A 23,576-nucleotide genomic window follows, 5' to 3' on the forward strand; every position below is an offset into this window, starting at 1 on the left:
TTTCTTACTCCTCCAACTTATCCAAAATCACCTTTGCCTTCTCCGCATAAAAGCCATCCGTTTCCACGATCCTCTTTAAAGAGGAAAGTGCTTTCTCCCTTTGGTGACTTTTTAAATAGGCCATGGATAAATACCATTCTGCCGGTTGAAAATAACGGCATTTATCCCCCATCTCCACCAATGGTAGTAACCTCGCTATGGCATTCTCCGGATCATTTAGCTCTAAATAACAAATAGCCGAGAAAAAAGAGATCTCCTCAGTGAGAGTAGGCGCAGACTCAAATCCACGTAACGCAGCGATGTAATTCCCCTTCTTATACTCAACGAAGGCTTCCCGCAAAAGCTTATCCAGTTCACCGGAAGCACTCCCCCTAGAAACCAATGCCTCGTATCCGGCAGGTTCATAATACATCAGATACAAACCTTCCATACTTTTAGACGGCGGCAGTAACAGGATCCGTGTCACGACCGCAACCAGCAATATAGCGGCCGCAACCCAACACGCTCGCTTCAAGAAACGCCGTCTAGAACGCTTTTCCTTCATGAATGTCCTCATCTCCTCCTCACTTGTCATCCGGAACGCTTCCATCAACTCTCGATCTGCCGCGACATTTCGGATAGACTCCGCTATTAAAAGCGTCTCCTCATACTGACGAGACAAGAAGTCATCTTTTTCCAGATCCCTCTCGAAAGCCTGCATCTCACCTTCCGGCATCTCCCCTCTTATATATCGATCTATTCGATCTTGCCTATCCAAACTCATATTGATTTCTTTTTCTCACCTGTGATACCCCATCTGCCTCAACACATCCGCAACTTTCCTCACGCATCTGTACTTTTGCGATTTAGCCACCGTAGCATCCTTATAAGACATCCGGGTAGCAATCTCATCCATACTAAACTTATCCCAATAAAAAGCGAAAAGAATGTCCTTACAAGGAGATTCCATCGTGGCGACTATAGAATATATCCGGTCTTGCCACTCCGATAACAGACTTTCCTCTGCATTCCTCATGCTACGCTCATCCAGATCGACCGTCTCCCGCCTAGACTTAAAATAAGTAAGCGTCTTATGAAACCCTATCTGGAATAAATAGGTCTTGAGAGAACAGGAAGGACGTTCCTCATACTTTCCGTTTCGTATATTCTCATGCATGGCGATAAAAGCCTCTTGGTACAGATCTCGCAGATCCTCCATCGGCAACTCACCACATTGCTTACGGATAAAAGCGAAGAAATCCTCCTTGCAAGCATCATAAAACCAAGCGATCTTTCGCTCATATCCTATTTTATCATTTATATTCACGTCTATCCTCATTTTGTTGTCTCAAACACAGGAGTTTGAAAAGGAGACATACGTCTCACTCTCTTGTCCACTTCCCGCAAGAACCGATCTGTATCCTCAGTCCAATCCGGTAAACAATCTAAAGCCTTACCGATCGAATACGATAAAACCCCATACCAACGTCCATCCACCTTGCACTCACAGTTATCTTGATACGACTTACAAGCGCTCAATACAGTGATTGAAGCCCAATCTTCTTTTTGCTCCAACGGTGTATCCACATACCCATTACCGGAGACATCGGGAGGCACAAAGCCCAAATTAGCGGAGAAAATCAAGTTCGTTCCCCGAATCCATCGTCTTTCCACCTCATCCCCTCTAGTAGCCGAGGCACTATGACAAGCGTCCAAGGAAACCCAAAGCTTTCCTTTACCACCTAATCGTTTACGGATCTCTGTTAAATATGTATGAATCTCATCATCCCTCAAATGAGATTCTCCCTCATATACACCTTTTTCGTAATACATCTGGGCATCATAAGGTACTAAAGCCTCATCCAACCCGTCCGGCTCATCCCCATCCAAGTCCTCCATCTGCTGTCCATGGCAAGAAAAATGGATCCAAACGGTATCTCCCGGATTCACGCTCTCCCGCAACCTGCTTAAGGCGGTCGTTATCCCTTGATAAGTAGCCTCCTTATCCTTGCATAACCGAATATCCGAAAAACCCTGCCGCAAAAAACTCATACGTAGCAAACACCAATCGTTATCCGCATGTAAAGAAGACCAACCCGAATGAGCTGGATACGCAGCGATCATCACACCCAGAACCCTACGGGTTTGTGCCATACCCAAAAACGCAAACCACCATCCCATACCCAGCAATACAACCAACCTACCTATTCTCATCCAAATATCCAACTAAAGATCAAATACAATACATACAGAGAAATAAAGCCTAGAACCAGCTGGAAAATCATCCCAGCACACCCCAAGCTTCCCAGCAAGAAACCACTCCAAAAGGCTTCTTTTTTATCTTCTTTCCGATCTTCACTACGATACAGAAAGACTGCATACAACAGTCCCATCACACAAATCACTCCGGCAATACCCCACCCATTCATAATAATTTGTACTTTTACACAAAAGTATGAAATCGTATCCAACTTCTCAATATGGGCGTAAAGAAAAATATACAAGAGCTATTTGCTGTCATCCTCTATTTGTTAGGACACCTTTTCATGTACCTACTTGGTTTGCTGACTATCGGAACGATCTGCGTATGTGCCGCCCGTTTCTTTCTTCTGGATATCACGAATGCCTTTAATCAAGAACTGACAGAAAAGTCCGTCAAACAATTGCTGGATAAAAATTATTTCAACCAAGTTCTTTGGCTATTACAAACCAAGCGAAGCACGATCGAGCGAATGCCCTCCGATAAACAAGCTTTCTATCTATACGTAGAAGCAGAGGCCTACTCCGGTATCGGGGAGTTTCGCTTGGCAGAACAGCGTTATCTACGCATGGTAGATCAAACCCGCCTTACGGCAGGAAAAGACAGCGCAAGATATATGGCAAGTATTTTATCACTCGGCATGTTCTATCATCGTCTGGGTGACCGCCCTAAAGCAGAACAACTAGCCGGACAAGTTGTCCGTTTCAACCAAGCGCATACCGATAAAATACCCGAAAGTTTCCAGACAGCAGCCCTTTGCCTGCAAAAAGGATCGGTACCCAAGCCTTCGCTTCCTCCTTTAAATAGGGAAGAAACCCACCAACTCACCCAAGCCACCCGGAAAGACTACGGGGAAGAACATCCTTTTTACGTGAATGCCCTAAAAAAAGAGAGCTTTTTTGCCGCAGCAGATCAAGACACGGCACGACTTAGGGAGCTCATCGGCGAACAAAACCGAGTCATCCGCGCTATCTTGAACCGGAACTTCTTGTTCATGTCCACACACCAGCAAACCTATTTATACAAAAAGTACCAAGAAGACCTTATACAAACCTACCAACTCCAACACATCGCCCCAGATAAGGACTGGGCTGGCCATTGCTACGACAATGCCCTTTTCATCAAGGGACTTTTGCTACGTTCCGGTCATCGCCTGCGTAATACGCTGGATAGCCAAAGCGACACGACCCTACTACAGGCTTACGATCAATGGCTCGCACGTAAACGGGAAATCTCTTATCTCGCCACCCAAGACGGCCTGATCGCTAAACTCAAGCGTCAGTTGGAAGAGGAAAAAGCTGAAAAGCAAGAGAAAGACCTAGCCGCCCGGACACTTGGCTGGCAAGAGGCGATCTCTTTGGATCCCATCAACTGGATGGATATACGGAAAGCCCTCGCTCCCGACGAGACTTGCGTCGAATATATCACCTACCCGAATAAGGGGGAAAATCATTACGCCGCCTTGCTTCTACGGTCGGACTTCGATAGGCCGCTCTTTATCCCGTTGTTCGAAGAAAAAGAGATAAGCTCTCTATTTCCGGCAGACACCTTGCCCATCCAAGATCAAATCCATACATTATATAATAAGGAAAATCTCTATCAAAAGATATGGCAGCCAATATCCGGATATGTACACGATATCAAGCGAATCTATTACAGTCCTTCCGGAATCCTGCATAAAATATCCTTTTCCGCTACCCTAGCCGGACACTTCCCACAAAAAGCCCCTTACGAGCTTTACAGGGTAAGTAGTACAAGGGAGATCATAAAGTTTAAGGAAGAGAGTAAATACCTTCCTCTCAACGCCACTCTTTTCGGAGCCTTACGTTATGACGCTCCAAAAAGCGCCTTACAGAAAGCGGCACAAGAGGCGACAACCCGAGAAGGGCTCTCCCGACATCCTTGGGGACCACTCCGATACTCCGGTAGCGAAATCTACCAAATCAAGGCGTTGCTGGACAGCCTCCATATCCAAACAACCGCATACACCGGCCTGTCGGGGAACGAGGAAGCCTTCAAGTCGCTCGACCGATCCGATATCCATATTCTTCATATCTCTACCCACGGTTATTTTTTGGAAGATGACAGTCTGCGAGTAAACCCCATGCTCCGATCCGGCTTGATTCTTTCCGGAGCGAACCGGGCTTGGCTACAGAAAGATATCATCGAGGATATAGAAGACGGACTGCTTACGGCCGATGAGATCTCCCTTCTCCGGCTGGATCATCTCCGCCTAGCCGTCCTCTCCGCTTGCAATACGGCCTTAGGTTCGATCAACAACAGCGAGGGCGTCTTCGGCCTCCAACGAGCTTTCAAATTAGCTGGAGCGCAAACCCTTATCATCAGCCTATGGCCTGTAGACGACCGGACGACGGCCAAGTTCATGATCGCCTTCTACCACGCTTGGCTAACAGGCAAAGATATGCGAACCGCCTTCATGGAAACCCAACATGCTTTCAGCGAGAGGTATGAGAATCCGTATTATTGGGCGGGGTTTGTGATGGTTGATTAAAGCGAGAAGAAATAGAACTTCTCTCTGACAAGAATTTAATCAAATATTTGCCACCTTTATTTATTCTATCTACATTTGTACTAAATCATAAAAGAAGATGAAAACAAGAGCAGAATATCTTAATTTGTTGGAATCCCATATTTCCGATTTCAAATCTACATTCGGAATACGCTCTCTTCGCTTGTTTGGATCCGTGGCAAGAGACGAACATACAGAGGGAAGCGACATTGACATCTGCGTCGAGATGGAACCTGATTTATTCATGATGGTCCGACTAAAAAGATTCTTGGAAAAGTTGGTAGGCTGCTCAGTGGATCTCATCCGCCTTCATCGTAATATGAATAATTTTTTAAAACAAGAAATCGATCGAGATGGAATCTATATCTTTAAATAATAAGAATAAGATTCAAGCTATCATGCTTCAGATCGAAAAATCTATTTTACTGCTTAAAGTTTGGAACCGTGACATTAAAGATGTCAATGATTTTTTACTTTCACCCGAAGGTCTGAAAGATTTAGCGGCTAATTGTATGCTTATAGAAGCCATAGGAGAAGGTTTTAAGAAAATCGATAAACTAACAGACAAAAAGCTATTATGTTTATATCAAGATGTTATAGGCATACGTAATCATATCGCACATGCGTATTTTGATATTGATACTGAAATCATATTTAATGTAATAACGAATCATCTAGATCCTTTATTAGATGCGGCCCGATTCTTTCATGAAAAATTAAGTAAATAAAAAAACATCCTCCCTTGTTTACCTTTCGCCTTTTACCGCTATTCATAGTCAAAGAATATTTAATCAGATAGCGAACATGGAGAAGACACAAGTACACAACGTAATCATCCTCGACCGCAGCGGTTCGATGAATAGTATCCGGCAAGCGGCCATAGACAGTTTTAACGAGACATTGGCAGGAATCCAGAAAGCGCAACAAAAATTCGCCGATACTCAAGAGCATTTCATATCACTTGTGACCTTTTGTAGTTGCGAGATGAGAAATGTCTTTGACAAGACACCGATTTGCGAGGCTCACCCCTTGCGATTAGAAGACTATGAGCCTTGTTGCTGCACTCCCCTCTACGATGCGATGGGATTCACTTTTACGAACATACGTAAGTATGTCAAACCTTTAAAAGATGCGGTAGTAGTAGTGACCATCATCACAGACGGGATGGAGAACGCCTCAAAAGAATACACCGGGTCAAGTATCAAGCGACTTGTAAAGACACTCCGTACCGAAGGATGGACTTTCACCTATATGGGTGCCAATCAAAATTCGGTAGAGGTAGCCATGGAAATGGCCATCCATAACACCCGCAATTTCACATACAGCGAGGAAGGCATCAACGCATGTATGCGGAAAGACGCAAATACCCGAATGAACTTCTTCTCCCGATTAGCACAAATGAAGGAAGAGGAATGCCTATTTGAAGAAGAATGTTGTCTCTCCCCCGAGGAACGCCATACCTACTATGCGGAGATGGCCGATGAGGCATTCGAGGAAGAAGAGAACAAGGAAGAATAAAAACCGCAAAGCATATGTTTTTCATTAACTTTCTTTATTTTTCTCGAAGAAAGTAATACCGCCCTCAATGTTATTCCGGATTCACCAAATCGCCAAATTTCGGATAAGCCGCTACAGAGTGACTGAGAGGGGCGGTATCTTTAAATAGTCAGAAAAAAGCAGTAGTACTTACTTGTCCAACGAATATATACTTCGTGGCTCATTTAATATATACTTCATCGGCCAAGTAAGTATATATTAGAAGAAAGGAACATTCAGCACTTTCGAACAGGCCCGCTACAAGGAGACAGAAAAGGAACGGTATTTCCGAGTGAGTCAAAATCCCAACTCGGCTATTCAGAATACTTTTCGCAAAAGTTAATAATCAATAAAACACTATGACAAAATTACCATGACTGTTTCCGCATATACAAAGGATGATTTCAAATTCCTTAAGAATGATTTTGAAAAAAACAATGGATATATAAATGATCCAGATGGTTTTAAGAGATATCAAGAACTTACCCAATCAATGAGGATTAGTTATGAGGTCACAGGCTGGTTTGACATAACTCGATTTTTCGGATAAAATAAATACAATTTATAAATGAAACAGTTTCTATCAATTCTCATCTTCTTATTCTTTCTTGTATGTAGTACAAATGCACAAGAAACTCATCGTCCCGAATCCTACAACTACAAACAAGGAGTCGAAGCTTTGCAAAATAATGATCTGGAAAAAGCACTGGAATATCTAAACAAAGAACTACAGGAACATAAAGATAACGGATATGCCTTCGTATGGGTCGCTATCATCAAGAACCATTTAAAAGAGTATGGAAAAGCTTTGACAGCAGCGAACTCATCGATCAAGTATATCCCCAAAGAGGATTCACTATTCAGCGCTCTGGCTTTCACTACCAGAGGAGATATCTTTTTAGCCTTGGACGAAAAGGAAAAAGTACTGGCAGACTATTCCACTGCCATAGAAATATTACCCAATGAGGTTGGTTGTTATGAAAAACGAGCTGAGTTCTATTTTACAGAGGGAAAATATAATCTCTCAGACAAGGATTACCTGCGAATAATCGCACTAGATCCGGGAAGAACAATGGGATATATGGGACTGGGAAGAAACGCTAAAAAGCAGGGAAAATACGAAGAGGCCATTAACCAATTCAATTATGTCATTAAATTAGCCCCAGACTATGCGCTGGGGTATTCTTTTCGGGCTGAAAGCTATATATTTTTGAGAAAATATAACGAAGCGATGGATGACGTGATCACGGCATTGGATATAGACAGGGATAAAAAGGCGTTCTACTTGCTGCAAGACTTAGCGGATTCCGCACAGACAATCGTCACCGCTAAGCTCAAAGTACAAACGAACAAGTATCCGAATGATTATTACTGGCCTTATTGCCTAGGAATCATCTATGAAAGATCCAAACAATACCCTATTGCCATAAAATATTACAAAACAAGCTTATCAAAAGAGATAAGTGATGTTATATGCGAACGAATCGCCGATTGCTTAAATGAAGCCGGAGATTATAAACAGGCTTTGACATATATAGACCAAGCCATCCAACTGGATTCTACCTATAACTACTATTTCATGCAAAAAGCGAATATAGAATATAATGCTGGTATGACTAAAGAAGCGATCGCTGATTTAGACAGGTATATATCAAACAAACCGGATCATTATTCCGGCTATTATCGCAGGGGATGGTTCAAAGATAATACAGAAGATATTGATGGAGCTATCGAAGATTATACAATGTCTATAGTCTTAGAGCCTTCATATGCGTACGCATATATGAACAGAGGCATCTTATATTGGAAGAAAAATAACAAAGATGCAGCAGTCGCTGATTTCAAGAAAACAATCGAGTTGGATACGGTACCTAACAATAATTCTTCCGCTCAATATGCCTACTTATATTTAGGACAAATAACCGAGGCTAAAGAATGGATGAATAAAGTCCTAGAGAAAAGCACAGATAAAGGCAACTATTATGATGCCGCTTGTCTTTATTCTGTCATAGGAGAAAAGGAACAAGCCATTGAGTACCTAAAACTGGCATTCGAAAAAGGTTTCAGGCGCTTCGCCCATATTGAGCGAGACAATGACCTGAATAACATCCGTATGCTTCCTGCCTTCAAGAAACTCCTTGATAAATATAAACGTAAGCACTTACAAGAAGTACAAGATTTATCAGATAAAGAACAACTCATAGATAACTACATCGTAAATAATTATAAACTGAATAAATAACAAATTAATTTTATTTTATTATGCTTTACCCTTTTATCATTTACATCATCGTTGCTTTTTTAACAGGTTCTCCCATCTGGCCATTAATGTGCATCGCACATCCGGGGCCTTTAGAATCTATCGCTTTGGGATTATTGATTTGGTCGTTTTGGTGGTAACAGAACCCAATAGAAACATAATTAAAACAAACACATCATGAGTTTCTTCAATAAATTTTTCTCACAACGAACAGTGAACATAATAGTCGGTACCTGTATTTGCGTAATTATTATATTAACGACGCTATATTTTCTAGAAGCAGCCTTATTTACCGATTCGAGCTTTAGAGAGGCACCGCGAACAGATACTTGGAAAAGTAGGCTTGAGCGATACTCCGAATATATAGGCAAAGAAGAAATCACACTCTCTTGCGACACGGTGCAAGGAGAAATCTTCGGATTTAGAAATCAACTCATCATACCGATAATAGAAATGAAACAAGATTCTTTAGGAAAACATCGGACAGTATTAAACTTTTCTGTTTCAGAAATAGACACCCCCGTCAATAAACTTCTTTTTCCTAAAGGATTACGTATTTATCAGCATAAAATAGTTAGCGTAGGCCATATTAGGCTTTGGATTATCGAGGCTAAAGATTGCTTTTATATCTTCGATGAAAGAAAAGAGCAATCGGTCCAAGTAGAATGTCAAGCCCCATTTTCTTTGATATTCCCCGAAGAAGAACCTCTCACATCGGAGATAGAAAGCGAAGAAGACAATAGGGATATTGAGAAGCAAAAGAAAACAATCAACATCACCTACTCTTCTTTTAGCTTAATAAACAACCATTTGCTCATACAAGCTAAATCCAATAAAAATAATCTATATTGGATTTACGACATGAAAAATGGGACTATTCGATCTATTAATCAGAATCATATAAATAAATAAAAACACATGGACGACTCTATCATCAACTTCAACCTACCTACGGATAAAACCAAGAATATCATAAAGGTAATTGGTGTGGGCGGAGGTGGCGGAAACGCCGTACGCAATATGTATAAGCAAGGTATCAAAGACGTCTCTTTCGCTATCTGTAATACGGATAGTCAAGCGCTTTGGAAATCTGAGATTCCAGTAAAAATCCAACTCGGGAAAACCGGATTAGGAGCCGGCGGTAATCCGGAACGGGCTAAAATAGCGGCGCAAGAGAATACGGATGACATCAAACAGTTATTTAACGATGAGACCAAAATGGTATTCATTACCGCCGGAATGGGAGGAGGAACAGGTACTGGAGCCGCTCCTATCATCGCTAAACTGGCTAAAGAGATGGGACTGCTTACGATCGGCATCGTGACCATCCCCTTCTATTTTGAGAAACGTCCCCAGATAATTAAAGCATTGGAAGGCGTGTCCGAAATGCGAAAAAATGTAGATTCCTTATTGATTATCAACAATGAACGTCTGAGAGACATTTACACGGATGGCATCACCACCGCTAAAGACGCTTTCTCCAAAGCGGATGATATCTTAACCACCGCAACGAAAGGTATCGCAGAGATTATCACGATTGTCGGAACCATCTCATGCGACTTTTGCGATGTGGAAACGATCATGAAAAACGGAGGAAACGCTCTTATGGCTATCGGCAAGGCGAGTGGAGAGAAAAGGCTGCAAAAGGCTATCATAAACGCTTTACATTCTCCTTTATTGAGTAACAGCAACATAGAGAATGCAAAAAAGATCTTGTTCATCATCTATACAAGCGAGGAACACTCTCTATTGATCGAAGAATTTGATGAGTTGGATGCCTTTATGGAAGAATTGAATCCTGATATAGAAGTGATATGGGGATTATACGATGACAACTCACTTGATACGGACGTAAAGATTACGATTATCGCCACAGGCTTCGAAGCCGAAGAAAGAATCAGTTCTGTTCCAGAAGAGAACAAAGATCAAAAATATGGCGACATGATCGATCGGCTTTACGGAAAAAGGAAAAAACCTGTATCTCTACGAACCAACGAGCCGTCCATACAAGCACCTATGGAAGAAACAGAAGAGCCGGAAGAACCAAAGAAGTCTGACGAGCCTTCAAAACCGATCGACTCCCCTGCGTACACTCCCACTCCCTCATCCACTAAACCTAGTTTGGCAGAACGCTTGCTACAAAGATTTGGGAATATTATAGATGAAATGACGAAAGATGAATAAGCCTCATAAAACTCTAGAGTAATCAGAGAAAGAGATTACTCTAGAGCTAGAGACGCATCTACAAAAAATCCATCTCCTTTCTCAACTCCTTTCTCACCAACATAAAAGACACGAACAAGGTACACAACTCCGCTACCGGTACATTATACCAAATGCTCTGGATACCGAATAAAGACGGATAAACGATAATACCAAAGGTTACGAATACCAAGCTGCGCAGCATAGAGATAATGACCGACAGCTTAGCGTTGCCGATAGCCGTGAAATAACTGGAGGCTAATATATTCAGTCCACTCATCAAGAAGGTGAAGCAATAGATCGTTATGCCGTAATTAGCGATCGCCAAAGCGCCTAAGGCCTCTCCTCCCTTAAAGAAAAAGGAAGTGATCTGTTGCCCGAAAAAGAATAAGATGGCGAATAACGTGATACCTATCGTAAAGTTAACACGCCCCGCTAATCTCAGCACTTTCTCGATCCGGTCCAGTCTTCCCGCCCCGAAATTATAACTGATAATCGGTATAATCCCGTCGGATATCCCTAAGAACACCGTGGTGGCGATAAACAGGATATAGTTAATCGCTGTAAAGGCGGCAACTCCATCTTCTCCTAAATATCGCATCATCGTTACATTGAACAAGAAGATCGTGATTCCGGCTGATAGCTCGGATATCCCTTCCGACGAGCCATTATATAACGCATTCCAGACCAGAGGCCAACGGAAACGTCCTCTTTGTACCGCCACGACTTGCCCCCGCTGGAACATCCGGGGAATATTGAACAGCGCTCCCAAGGTAAAAGCCAAGCCGGTAGCCAATCCTGCCCCTTTAATCCCTAAATCCATTACCGGGATAAACAAAAGATCCAGACCGATATTAATCAGTACCGTACTTCCCATTACGATCATGGCATAAAGCGGATGCCCCATCGCCTTAATCATATAGTCTCCTAAGAACATCAATGACAATAAAGGGAAAAACGGGACAAGGGAACGAATATAATCCACGGCTCCCGTAACTAATACATCATTCGCTCCCAGCATACGGGCGAGATCTCCGGCGAATATATAAATCAACCCGCTAATCAAAACGGATATTCCTCCAAGAAACAAGAACGAGGTGGTTATAGCGTTATTCGCCTCTTGCCGATCCGAACGTCCGAGGTTTATACCGATCAAGGTCTGGCATCCCACTCCTATCACGATAGACAAAGCAGTCATCAAACTATAGCAAGGCAAGATCAGATTCACGCTGGCCAAGGCGTTCGCCCCGACGAACCGCCCTAATATCACGCCATCGATCACCGACTGGATCCCGAGGAACAATAAGCCGGCTACTCCCGGTATCGTATATTTCAGAAATAACCTTGAAATCTTTTGGGTCAGTAAACCACGCTCCAATTCTTGGCGACGGATCGCCTTTTCTCCACTCATTTTCATAATTATCCACTTCACGTTTTTAACGACGCGAAGGTATAGCTATCGCAAACAAGAAAAGTTACCCTATGATAAATAATGACTCTCCCCTACTTTTTTACGGAAGCGCGGATACGGCTCAATGACTGTGGGGTTATCTGTAAATAAGAGGCGATATGTTTCAACGGTAATTTCAATATTAAGTCCGGACGGGTTTTCAGTAATGACTCATATTGTTCACGGGCCTCCATCCAGCTATCGTTTATAAAATAGTTCTCATATTCCCGAAGATAGTAATCCTGGATTCTCAATCCCCAGTTGGCTAACTCAAGGGAGTGCCCGCATAAGTAATCCAATTTCGTTTTCGGTATCCTCAACAATATCGTATTCTCTACCATTTGGACATTATAGGCAGAGACACCCCGATAAACAAAATTGATCATCTCGCTATCCGAGGCGAACCACAACGAGATATCCTTCCCCTCCCGTTCCACAAAAGTCCGGACCAATCCTTTTTTCACGAACCAGACAAACGGATCTCTTTCTCCTTCCCGGACTGATAACTCACCTTTAGCGAACGAAACCTCTTCCATTTCTTCCAACAACCGCCCCACGATCTCATCCGATAAAGGAGATACCCGCCTTAATTGCTCCACGAACTGATCCATAACCATTCATTTTTCTTATAACCGTAAAGATACAAAAAAAGCGTAATCTCAGAAACAAAGGCATTTTTAAAGATTTGCGGGTCTCGGTGATTTTATGTAGTTTTGCGCCACTAAATCCAAGAAGAGGTATGAGCTGTAAATTCGAACACTATTTTTTTACTACTAAAAGTATCTTGTTCGTCCATTGGACTACGAGAGGCTCTACCGTATCCGCTCTCTATTCCTTATAATCCATCTTTACATTTTCATTTTAGAATAACTCTATCGTATATCCGGCATATACGGTAAAGGATTTTTATACCATCATTATAACAGAACAATACACTATGTACAACAGAATAACGGGTTACAAACAATACTATAAATCTTTAGTAACACTAGGAGTACCTATCATTATCGGGCAATTGGGGGCTATTATCACCGGATTGGCAGACACCATCATGGTAGGACAACACAGTACGGAAGAACTAGCGGCGGCATCGTTCGTCAATAATGTAATAAACGCATTCATCATAATGGGGACCGGATTCTCTTATAATCTCACCCCGCTGATCGGGCAGAATCTAGCGATTAACAAAAAGATCGCGATCGGAGGCTGGTTAAAAAACAGCTTGGCTGCCAATATGACTACCACCTTATTATTGATAACCATCTTACTGGGGATTTACCTAAACCTAGACTCTTTAGGCCAACCCGAAGAACTTTTGCCTTTGATAAGGCCTTATTTCGCGGTCTCATTAGTCTCGATCATCTTCGTGATGCTTTATAATTCATTCCGTCAATTCGTGGAAGGTATCGCCAACCCGTCTATATCCATGTGGGTATTATTGACAGGGAATCTGCTGAATATCATCGGCAATTATATCCTCATTTACGGAAAATGCGGAATGCCGGAACTCGGATTGCTCGGGGCAGGTATAAGCACCTTTATCTCGCGAATCATCATGCTATTGCTTTTCATCGCCGTATTCATGTTGAGAACCGACTATAAGCCTTACCGGAAAGGCTTTACCCATATCCGTATCAATAAGCAGAGTTGGAGGAGGCTGAATTCCATAGGCTGGCCGATCGGCCTGCAACAAGGCCTGGAAGCGGGAACATTCTGCGTCACGGCCATCATGGTAGGTTGGCTGGGTAGCCTTGAGCTTGCCGCCCACCAAATAGCCATTACCATATCAACGATCAGTTTTACCCTCTATTTAGGTCTTGGAGCCGCCGTAGCGATCCGTACCAGTTATTATAAGGGGGCGAACGACTGGTATATGGTACGTAAGATCACCATTGCCGGGCTTCATCTAGGGTTCATTGTCGCTTGCATCGTTTGTATCACCTTATTCATGACCAAATCCGGTCTGGGATTGATATTCACGGATAATCTTCATGTCAACGCGATCGTGATGACATTACTCCCCATACTGATGCTCTATCAAATAGGCGACAGCGCACAAATCATTTTAGCGAACTCCTTACGAGGGCTAGCCGACGTGAAAGCAATCATGTGGATCTCGTTTTTCGCTTATTTCATCATAGCCATACCTACCGGATATATATTGGGATTCACGTTCCACTGGGGTATCGCCGGGATTTGGATGGCTTACCCATTAGGCTTCCTATGCTCCGTATGCCTGTTGGGATACCGGGCGAGAATGCAGGTGAAATCGCATCTCGCCTGATTGTCTATATTCGCTATTTCCTTATTCATGTCGGTATATGGAACAGAAATAGGACGTTTCAGGTTTAGGAAGTATCGACCAGATCAAGTATCTTTGCCCGCATAAATGGACATGACATGGCAAAACAAGGCACTATACTAGTTGTTGACGATAATAAAGGTATCCTGACCGCCGTACAAATGCTGTTAGGAACTTACTTTGAAAAGGTTATCACGATTTCTACCCCGAACAAGATAAAAAACGTACTGCACGACGAGAATGTGGATGTCGTATTGCTCGACATGAATTTCAGCGCCGGTATAAACAGCGGCAACGAAGGGCTGTTCTGGCTCTCCGAGATCAAGAAGGCTTATCCCTCGATACAAGTCGTTCTCTTTACCGCCTACGCCGACATCGACCTGGCGGTACGAGGCATCAAGGAAGGGGCTACCGATTTCGTAGTGAAACCCTGGAATAACGCGAAGCTGCTGGAAACGCTACAAGCCGCTTACCGAATCCGCTCGGCCAACCACAAAGGCGGTACCCGCGACAAACAGTTGATATCCAAGGAAAGCGGTATGTTTTGGGGAGATAGCAACGCCATGCAACAAATACGGATGTTGATAGAGAAAGTCGCCAAGACAGACGCCAACGTATTAATCACGGGAGAGAACGGGACGGGCAAGGAAATGCTGGCCCGGGAAATACATATGTTATCATCCCGCAAAAACGAGGCGATGGTACCGGTAGACATGGGAGCGATCACGGAGACTCTTTTCGAGAGCGAGTTGTTCGGCCACGTCAAAGGGGCCTTTACCGATGCCCGGACGGATCGCCCCGGTAAGTTCGAGGTAGCGAACAACGGGACCTTATTCCTCGACGAGATCGGGAACCTGTCTTATCATTTGCAAGCCAAATTACTGACCGCCCTGCAACGCCGGAGTATCGTCCGGGTAGGTAGCAACACCCCGGTCCCGATCAATATCCGCTTGATATGCGCCACGAACCGGGACTTGCAGGAAATGGTACAGAAAGAGCAATTCCGCGAGGACCTACTATATCGTATCAATACGATCCACGTAGAGATCCCGCCATTGAGGGAACGACCGGAGGATATCGTACCGCTCACCGAGATATTCATCACGAAATATACCAATATCTATGGTAAGAAATCCATGACCCTTACCGACGACGCCAAGGAAAAGCTGAAAACCCAATCTTGGCTGGGTAATATCCGCGAATTGGAACATACCGTGGAGAAAGCGATCATCATCGCCGACAGCGACACGTTAGATGGCAACAATTTCGATTTCCCCCGTAAGCGGGAAACGCCTATCAAGAATGATATCACCACGCTCGAGGAAATGGAATATAATATGATCAAAGCCGCCATGGATAAATACAGCGGCAACCTCTCGCTCGTGGCCAATCAGTTGGGAATCTCACGGCAAACGCTTTACAATAAGATCAAGCGGTATGAGCTTTAAAGGCATTTATTACAGCCTCACCTTCCGTCTCGCCCTAGCTACCGGGCTCACGGCGGCACTCACCTATCTGGCCTTGGAGGAAAAATGGGTATGGTGTATATTCCTAGGCATCGGATGGTTGATAGCCTTGCGAGGCATCAGCCTGTTATTCAAGCGGAACGCACAAAAGGTAGCCTTTATGTTCGACGCTATCGATAATAGCGATTACGCCTTCAAATACGCTACCCACGGACGCTCCTCCAACGACAAGCTGGTTAGCGAATCCCTGAACCGTATCACCCAGATACTCTTCCAAGCGAAAGCCGAGGCGATCCAGAAAGAGAAATACTATGAGTTGATCATGAACCAAGTGAATACGGGGATTATCGTAGAAGATGATAAAGGCTATATTTTCCAGATAAACAACGAGGCTTTGCGCCTACTGGGGCTGACGGTCTTTACCCATGTCCGCCAACTCGGACGCATCGACGAGAATCTGGAGAGGCTCATCAGCAACGTCCGTCCCGGAGAGAAACACCAGATCTCCTTTATCAACGAGCGAGGCACGGTACATCTCTCGGTCCGTGTATCCGAGATGACGCTCCAGGAGAAACACGTCCGCATCATCGCTATCAATGACATCAACAGCGAGTTGGACGATAAAGAGATCGAGTCTTGGATACGGCTGACACGTGTCTTGACCCATGAGATCATGAACTCCGTCACTCCCATCACCTCCTTGAGCGATACCTTGTTATCTCTTCACCAGAATATCGACGAGGAGATACGCAACGGATTGGAGGTGATCAGCTCCACCGGAAAAAGCCTGATCGCGTTCGTCGAGTCTTACCGTAAGTTTACGCATATACCGACTCCCCAGCCATCTTTATTCTACGTCAATAAATTCGCCGAGCGACTTACGCAGCTCGCCCGCCATCACAACAATTACCCGAACATAACCATCCGCATCGACGTGGAGCCGGAGGACCTGATTGTTTATGCCGACGAGAACCTGATCACGCAAGTAGTCTTGAACCTACTGAAAAACGCTATGCAGGCGATCGGGCATGAACAAGAAAACGGGCTAATCATATTGAAGGCGTATTGCGACCCCAACGAGGCCGTGATCCTAGAAGTAACGAACAACGGCCCCATCATCCCCCCGGAAGAAGCCGAGCATATATTCGTGCCGTTCTTTACCACGAAAGAGGGAGGAAGCGGTATCGGGTTATCTATCTCTCGACAAATCATGCGGTTATCCGGTGGTAGCATCACACTGAGAAGTAACCCGGCCCAACAGCAGACTACCTTTGTACTGACATTCCCGTAGCCTGTTTACCGTATCCGTACGAACGCGAGCATGTAACCGGGCGGACACACGGACGCACAAACCCAGATACCCAAGCGCGATCGTACGGGTACATCCGCGTATCCGTACGGGTAGTTATCCGTATCCGGGCAGATACACCTTTGTATCCGTACGGATACGAATTCACAGCCGGGTAGATACAAGGTCGCGGCCGTACGGATACCAACCATCGCCCGTGCGAATGTATTTCATGCCCCCGTTGGGTAACAAAGAAACAATTCGTATCTTTACGCTGTTTTTGCAAATAAAAGCACCTATACAGACATGAATCTACTAGACAAACTGAAGATCAACCATCGCCCCCGTTCCGGAGCATTGGACTTATTAAAATATATCGGTCCCGGACTACTTGTTACCGTAGGCTTTATCGACCCCGGAAACTGGGCGACGAATCTCGCGGCGGGTTCCGAGTTCGGCTACGCTCTTTTATGGGTTGTCACGTTCTCATCCATCATGTTGATTATCATCCAGCACAACGTAGCCCACCTGGGTATCGTAACCGGCCTCTGCCTTTCGGAAGCGACCAACAAATACATGCCCCGCATGCTAAGCCGCCCGATTCTAGGCTCGGCCATGCTTGCCAGCATATCGACCTCCCTCGCGGAAATACTTGGTGGGGCCATCGCCCTCAGGATGCTATTCTGCCTGCCGATCAAGGCCGGGGCAGTGATCGTCACCATCGTATGCCTTGCCATGTTACTCAGCAACACGTATAGTAAGACCGAACGATGGATCATCACGTTCGTATCCATTATCGGGCTGTCGTTCCTGTACGAGCTGATGCTGGTGGATGTCAACTGGGGACAAGCCGTGACTGGCTGGATCAAACCGACCTTTCCCGACAACTCCATACTGATCATCATGAGCGTGCTAGGAGCTGTCGTGATGCCTCACAACCTCTTCTTGCACTCGGAGGTGATACAGAGCCGGGAATGGAACCTGGAAGACGAGTCGGTCATCAAGAAACAACTAAAATACGAGTTTTACGACACGCTCCTATCCATGGTGATCGGCTGGGCCATCAACTCCGCGATGATCATCCTGGCCGCCTCTACCTTCTTCAAGCAAAACATAGCCGTAGGCGAGCTGGATCAGGCCCAGCAATTGCTGGTTCCCCTCGTAGGGAATAACGCCGGGGTGATTTTCGCGACCGCCCTGTTATTGGCCGGAATCTCATCGACCATCACCTCCGGTATCGCCGGGGCTTCCATCTTCGCCGGATTCTACGGAGAGGCGTACAATCATACCGACCTGCACTCCAAACTGGGAGTCTTGTTATCGTTTGTCCCGGCCTTGGCCATCATATTCCTGATCGGCGATCCGTTCAAGGGATTGATCCTGTCGCAGATGCTGCTGAGCGTGCAATTGCCGATCACGGTATTCACGCAAGTGTACCTGACTTCCAGCGAAAAGGTCATGGGAGTCTACGCGAACAGCCGCTCCACGACAATCCTGCTGTTGCTGCTGGGCACTATGGTCACCGTCCTAAATATAGCCCTACTCATCAGCCTATTTTAAAAAGAAATCGCTACCTTTGCCCCATTCGAAGAAAAACTATCAATTTTTAAGTATGAGCGATATCAATACAAACGAAGAAGAAGGCAAGAAGAACCTGAATTTCATTGAGGCAGCCGTAGAGAAAGATCTAGCGGAAGGCAAGAACGGAGGACGTGTACAAACCCGTTTCCCGCCCGAGCCCAACGGATACCTTCACATCGGCCACGCGAAGGCCATTTGCCTAGATTTCGGCATCGCTGAACGCCATGGCGGTATCTGCAACCTCCGTTTCGACGACACGAACCCGACGAAAGAGGATGAAGAATACGTGGAGGCGATCAAGGAAGATATCCAATGGTTAGGATATCAGTGGGGAAATATTTATTACGCGTCCGACTACTTCCAGCAATTGTGGGATTTCGCTATCCGCCTTATCGAGGAAGGGAAAGCATATATAGACGAGCAGACATCCGAACAAATAGCCCAGCAAAAGGGCACACCTACACAACCGGGCATAGAAAGCCCATACCGTAACCGCCCGATCGAGGAAAGCCTGGCTCTCTTCAAGAAGATGAATACGGGCGAGATAGCGGAAGGTGCCATGGTACTTCGCGCGAAGATAGACATGGCAAGCCCGAACATGCATTTTCGCGATCCGATCATCTACCGGGTGGTCAATCATCCGCATCATCGCACGGGCACGACGTGGAAGGCATATCCGATGTACGATTTCGCCCACGGACAGAGCGACTTTTTCGAGGGCGTGACGCATTCCTTGTGTACCCTGGAGTTTGTCGTACACCGTCCTCTCTACGATCTGTTCATCGACTGGCTGAAAGAAGGCAAAGACCTGAACGATAACCGTCCGAGACAGACGGAATTCAACAAATTGAACCTGAGCTATACCCTGATGAGCAAGCGAAACTTGCTAACCTTGGTGAAAGAGAACCTGGTAAATGGCTGGGACGATCCCCGTATGCCGACCATCTGCGGTTTTCGCCGTCGCGGTTACTCCCCGGAATCTATCCGCAAGTTCATCGACAAGATCGGTTATACGACTTATGACGCGTTGAACGAGTTCGCGTTGCTGGAAAGCGCCGTTCGCGAGGATCTGAACGCCCGCGCCACTCGTATATCCGCCGTGATCAATCCGGTGAAACTGACGATCACCAACTATCCGGAAGGACAGGTTGAGGAGCTGGAAGCGATCAATAACCCCGAAGATCCGGAGGCCGGAAGCCATAAGATCGAGTTCAGCCGTGAATTATGGATGGAACGCGAGGATTTTATGGAAGACGCTCCTAAAAAATATTTCCGGATGACACCGGGACAGGAAGTTCGCCTGAAAAACGCTTATATAGTAAAATGTACGGGCTGTAAGAAAGACGAGAATGGCGAGATTACCGAGGTATATTGCGAATACGACCCGAATACCCGTAGCGGCATGCCGGATGCCAATCGCAAAGTAAAAGGAACCTTGCACTGGGTAAGCCGCGGTCATTGCCAAAAAGCGGAAGTCCGTTTATACGACCGTCTTTGGAAAGTGGAGAATCCCAGGGACGAGTTGGCCGCTATCCGGGAGAAGAAAAATTGCTCTCCGCTGGAAGCCATGAAGGAGATCATCAACCCGAACTCCTTGGAGATCCGGAAAAATTGTTATGTGGAAAAGTTCGCGGCTACCTTGCCCAACCTTTCCTACCTTCAATTCCAACGCATCGGATATTTCAATATAGATAGCGAATCCACTCCCGACAACTTGGTATTCAACCGTACCGTAGGACTAAAGGATACGTGGAGCAAGATTAATAAATAAAGGATAGTAAATGAAAAAAGACGATATCTCACGCTTGTTACAACGTTACCTTTCTGCCAAGGAAGAGGGTAAGGAACCTTATTTCGACGCAGACCAAATAGATGATCTGTTGGACAGCTTTGAAGATTCGAACGATTACACTTACTTTGATGAAGTCTTAGCCCTCGGGCTAAAACTTCATCCCGGTAATTCAGCCTTGCAAATCAAGAAAGGCAGACAATTCGCATATAATGAGGATTACGAGAGCGCTCTCGCTCTACTCGAGAATATAGCGGAAACGGATAACCAAGATCTGGATATGTTAAAACTGGAATGTTATTGCTCGCTCAACCGATACCCCAAGGTCTTGGAGATCATAGAGGAGCTGATCGCCAGGGAATGTGATTATTTAGAGGAAATCTTCGAGTATATCTCTCCCATACTAAATGATCTGGACATGTATAAAGAGGCCCGGGACTTCATAGACCGCGGCTTGGCTTTATTCCCGGAGAACTTGATCCTCAAGAACGAGCTTTGCTACATCCTTGAGGTAGAAGGAGACGTTCACCGGGCGATCGATTTATGCAATGAGCTGATCGACAACAATCCCTTCTCATACGAGTATTGGTTTATGTTGGGAAGGTTACATTCCATGGTCGGTGATTATGAGAAAGCGATAGAGGCTTTTGATTTCGCCTTGACATGCGATGATTCCGATATGGAACTGAAAATATTGAAGGCATATTGCCTGTATATGAACGAGAGCTACGAGAAAGCGATAGAGGTATACCAAGAGGTAGAGGGCGATGAAGAAATGATACGCCGTATCTCGCCACTGATGGCAGAGTGCTATATGAAGCTGGAGAAATACGAGGATGCTTACCAACTGCTTTCCACGATCATAAACGATCCGGATATGGAAGACGGACCGAGTAACTATATCAACTATATCCGTTGTTGCACCGAGACAGGAGATGAGAACGAGGCTTCCAAAATGTTATTCAAGGCAGCGCAGTTGTATCCGGATAATCTCCGCATCCTCTCTCTCCTAACGATTTATTTGCTCGACAGGGGTAAAAAAGAAGAGGCGGTCGCTATCACGAACAAGATATTCAAGATCATCGACAAGAAGAGCTTCGATCCGGAGACCCAAGAGGAGTGCGACAGCCTGCTTCATGCCGGACATTATCTCTATTCTAAGGGAGAGGTGGACAAGGCGATCTCTTATTACAAAAAAGTACTCCAAATCAACCCTAAGACTCCGATGATCCATATTCACCTGGCCATGGCTTACTTCTACAACCGGGATAAAGAGAACTTCATGGAGCATCTCAGCCAGATATCCGGGGATGATCTTCTTTATTTGATACATGAGATGGGACCTGAGTTGCTTATGGGATCAGAGTTTGATTTCGATAAAAAGGGAAAGTATATCCAGCCTAAGGATCTGGTAAAGGAATTTTTAAAGAATAAAGATAACAGTAATTAGACAAATTAATTGTAATATGCCTAACAAAAGAAATCTCAAGGATTACGGTTTTTTAGTATTAAAAGGTATGGGTATGGGGGCGGCAGACGTTGTTCCGGGAGTATCGGGTGGAACGATCGCTTTCATTGTCGGTATCTACGAGGAATTGATCGACTCTATCAAAAGTATTAACGGAACGACACTGAGGCAATTATTCACAGGGAAAATCGTGGCTTTCTGGAAAGGGATCAATGCTAATTTCTTGCTTTCGATCGTGGCCGGTATCGGTATCAGTATATTCTCCTTGGCGAAAATCATAACCTATCTCTTGGTGTATCACCCGATCTTGGTTTGGTCTTTTTTCTTCGGCTTGGTGCTAGCCTCTACTTGGTTCGTGTCTAAGGATATCAAGCAGTGGAACTGGAAGACGGTATTGAGCTTTGTCGTCGGAGCGGCGATCGCTTTCTACATTACCGTAGCGACTCCGGCCGAGACCCCAAGTAATTTACTATTTATTTTCCTTTGCGGGGCGATCGCCATTTGCGCCATGATCTTGCCGGGTATATCAGGGAGTTTTATCCTGGTGCTGCTCGGGAAATATTTCTATATCATGGAGGCGGTCAAGAGCTTCAACATTCCGGTCATGTTGGTATTCATAGCGGGGGCCGCTATCGGTATCACGACGTTTTCCCGGGTGCTGTCTTTCGCGCTTCGCAAATTCCATGATATCACGATCGCTGTATTGGCAGGATTCATGCTAGGCTCACTCAACAAGGTATGGCCTTGGAAAGAGACAATCGAGACATACGTGGATAGCCACGGCATGACCAAGCCGCTGGTTGAGGCGAATATCGCTCCGAACCAATTCGTTTGGGAGGCCGTGGGATTGATGATCCTGGGCTTCGGTATCGTATATTTCCTAGAGAAACTCTCACAAAAAAGCGCTAAGGCGTAACTGAATATTACAACGGGCATTATAAGGTGATTAGAATAGGCAATACGACCTCCTTATAATGCCCATCCTTACTTCCTTATAATGCCTATTCTTATCTGCCCGCGATTCTCATTATCGCACATCGCATTTTTCCGGCACACGAAACTTACCTCCATTAATCCCACCCTAACCACAGGGGCTTTAAACATTAACAGAAAGACGCTATTCAAGAAAATGAAACGTTATAATCTTGGCAACGAGTATTTTTTTACTAACTTTGATGCCTCAACATTGAAGTGTGTTACATTTAGATTTTAAATAAATAAGATTATGGCGAAAATAAAAGGAGCTGTTGTTGTAAACACAGAGCGCTGCAAGGGATGCAACCTTTGCGTAGTAGCCTGCCCGTCGGATGTACTGGAGTTGCACCCACGAGAAGTAAACAACAAGGGGTATCACTATGTGTACATGAAGAACCCGGACGCATGCATCGGTTGCGCTAGCTGCGGGTTAGTTTGTCCGGACGGTTGTCTAACGATCTACAAAGTAAAAATATAAAGTTATATCAAG

20 protein-coding genes are annotated in these 23,576 nt (G+C 45.0%); 15 read left to right on the top strand and 5 right to left on the bottom strand.

All coding sequences use genetic code 11. The features are described from left to right. Positions 1-4 precede the first annotated feature (4 nt). Genes Q0110_RS13090 through Q0110_RS13100 form a run of 3 tightly spaced genes read right to left on the bottom strand, consistent with a single transcriptional unit; the run spans position 5 to position 2,193 of the window. Positions 5-763, bottom strand: coding sequence for a hypothetical protein (locus Q0110_RS13090; RefSeq protein ID WP_297907054.1), 759 nt, complete (start codon positions 761-763; stop codon positions 5-7). A 15-nt stretch (positions 764-778) separates the two neighbouring features. Then, on the bottom strand, positions 779-1,306 hold the full coding sequence (locus Q0110_RS13095; RefSeq protein ID WP_297907057.1) for a sigma-70 family RNA polymerase sigma factor: 528 nt from the start codon (positions 1,304-1,306) through the stop codon (positions 779-781). 8 nt (positions 1,307-1,314) lie between these two features. After that, complete coding sequence (locus Q0110_RS13100) at positions 1,315-2,193, bottom strand: caspase family protein (RefSeq protein ID WP_297907060.1); 879 nt, start codon at positions 2,191-2,193, stop codon at positions 1,315-1,317. A gap of 266 nt (positions 2,194-2,459) precedes the next feature. Here Q0110_RS13100 and Q0110_RS13105 point away from each other — a divergent pair, with 266 nt between their 5' ends. From Q0110_RS13105 to ftsZ, 7 genes are all read left to right on the top strand, one after another. Continuing rightward, entirely contained in the window at positions 2,460-4,751 is a 2,292-nt protein-coding gene (locus tag Q0110_RS13105; protein ID WP_297907063.1) for a CHAT domain-containing protein, read from the top strand. A gap of 97 nt (positions 4,752-4,848) precedes the next feature. Next, positions 4,849-5,145 (top strand): nucleotidyltransferase domain-containing protein, encoded by a 297-nt coding sequence (locus Q0110_RS13110; RefSeq protein ID WP_297907066.1) that lies wholly within the window; start codon positions 4,849-4,851, stop codon positions 5,143-5,145. After that, positions 5,123-5,497 carry a HepT-like ribonuclease domain-containing protein gene (locus Q0110_RS13115; protein WP_297907069.1) on the top strand — a complete coding sequence of 125 codons (375 nt, stop codon included), beginning with the start codon at positions 5,123-5,125 and terminating at the stop codon, positions 5,495-5,497. The genes Q0110_RS13110 and Q0110_RS13115 overlap by 23 nt, the downstream gene beginning before the upstream one ends. Positions 5,498-5,573: 76 nt before the next feature. Then, positions 5,574-6,287, top strand: a complete 714-nt coding sequence (locus Q0110_RS13120) for a hypothetical protein (protein WP_297907072.1) — start codon at positions 5,574-5,576, stop codon at positions 6,285-6,287. Between the two features lie 586 nt (positions 6,288-6,873). Continuing rightward, on the top strand, positions 6,874-8,547 hold the full coding sequence (locus Q0110_RS13125; RefSeq protein WP_297907074.1) for a tetratricopeptide repeat protein: 1,674 nt from the start codon (positions 6,874-6,876) through the stop codon (positions 8,545-8,547). A 195-nt stretch (positions 8,548-8,742) separates the two neighbouring features. Then, positions 8,743-9,477 (top strand): hypothetical protein, encoded by a 735-nt coding sequence (locus Q0110_RS13130; protein ID WP_297907077.1) that lies wholly within the window; start codon positions 8,743-8,745, stop codon positions 9,475-9,477. Between the two features lie 6 nt (positions 9,478-9,483). After that, positions 9,484-10,749, top strand: coding sequence for a cell division protein FtsZ (gene ftsZ, locus Q0110_RS13135; RefSeq protein WP_297907080.1), 1,266 nt, complete (start codon positions 9,484-9,486; stop codon positions 10,747-10,749). 58 nt (positions 10,750-10,807) lie between these two features. Here the strand turns inward: ftsZ and Q0110_RS13140 are convergent, their stop codons facing one another. Then, a complete protein-coding gene (locus Q0110_RS13140) occupies positions 10,808-12,184 on the bottom strand; it encodes an MATE family efflux transporter (protein ID WP_297907083.1) in 1,377 nt (458 codons plus the stop codon). Between the two features lie 86 nt (positions 12,185-12,270). After that, positions 12,271-12,834: a Crp/Fnr family transcriptional regulator gene (locus Q0110_RS13145; RefSeq protein ID WP_366139677.1), complete on the bottom strand. Its 564-nt coding sequence runs from the start codon at positions 12,832-12,834 to the stop codon at positions 12,271-12,273. A 320-nt stretch (positions 12,835-13,154) separates the two neighbouring features. Here Q0110_RS13145 and Q0110_RS13150 point away from each other — a divergent pair, with 320 nt between their 5' ends. From Q0110_RS13150 to Q0110_RS13185, 8 genes are all read left to right on the top strand, one after another. Next, entirely contained in the window at positions 13,155-14,501 is a 1,347-nt protein-coding gene (locus Q0110_RS13150; RefSeq protein WP_297907089.1) for an MATE family efflux transporter, read from the top strand. A gap of 116 nt (positions 14,502-14,617) precedes the next feature. Further along, entirely contained in the window at positions 14,618-15,967 is a 1,350-nt protein-coding gene (locus Q0110_RS13155; RefSeq protein WP_297907092.1) for a sigma-54 dependent transcriptional regulator, read from the top strand. Next, positions 15,957-17,276: an ATP-binding protein gene (locus Q0110_RS13160; RefSeq protein WP_297907095.1), complete on the top strand. Its 1,320-nt coding sequence runs from the start codon at positions 15,957-15,959 to the stop codon at positions 17,274-17,276. The genes Q0110_RS13155 and Q0110_RS13160 overlap by 11 nt, the downstream gene beginning before the upstream one ends. A 303-nt stretch (positions 17,277-17,579) precedes the next feature. Then, complete coding sequence (locus Q0110_RS13165) at positions 17,580-18,833, top strand: Nramp family divalent metal transporter (RefSeq protein WP_297907098.1); 1,254 nt, start codon at positions 17,580-17,582, stop codon at positions 18,831-18,833. 52 nt (positions 18,834-18,885) lie between these two features. Continuing rightward, the gene (locus tag Q0110_RS13170) at positions 18,886-20,625 is read left to right on the top strand and encodes a glutamine--tRNA ligase/YqeY domain fusion protein (RefSeq protein ID WP_297907101.1); all 1,740 of its coding nucleotides are present in this window, start codon (positions 18,886-18,888) and stop codon (positions 20,623-20,625) included. A 10-nt stretch (positions 20,626-20,635) separates the two neighbouring features. Continuing rightward, the gene (locus Q0110_RS13175) at positions 20,636-22,093 is read left to right on the top strand and encodes a CDC27 family protein (RefSeq protein ID WP_297907104.1); all 1,458 of its coding nucleotides are present in this window, start codon (positions 20,636-20,638) and stop codon (positions 22,091-22,093) included. Positions 22,094-22,109: 16 nt separating this feature from the next. Then, entirely contained in the window at positions 22,110-23,027 is a 918-nt protein-coding gene (locus Q0110_RS13180) for a DUF368 domain-containing protein (RefSeq protein WP_297907107.1), read from the top strand. A gap of 309 nt (positions 23,028-23,336) precedes the next feature. After that, a complete protein-coding gene (locus tag Q0110_RS13185; RefSeq protein WP_005856324.1) occupies positions 23,337-23,564 on the top strand; it encodes a 4Fe-4S binding protein in 228 nt (75 codons plus the stop codon). Positions 23,565-23,576: the final 12 nt, after the last annotated feature.

It is taken from the genome of uncultured Parabacteroides sp. (assembly GCF_947855115.1).
Taxonomy (GTDB): Bacteria; Bacteroidota; Bacteroidia; order Bacteroidales; family Tannerellaceae; genus Parabacteroides.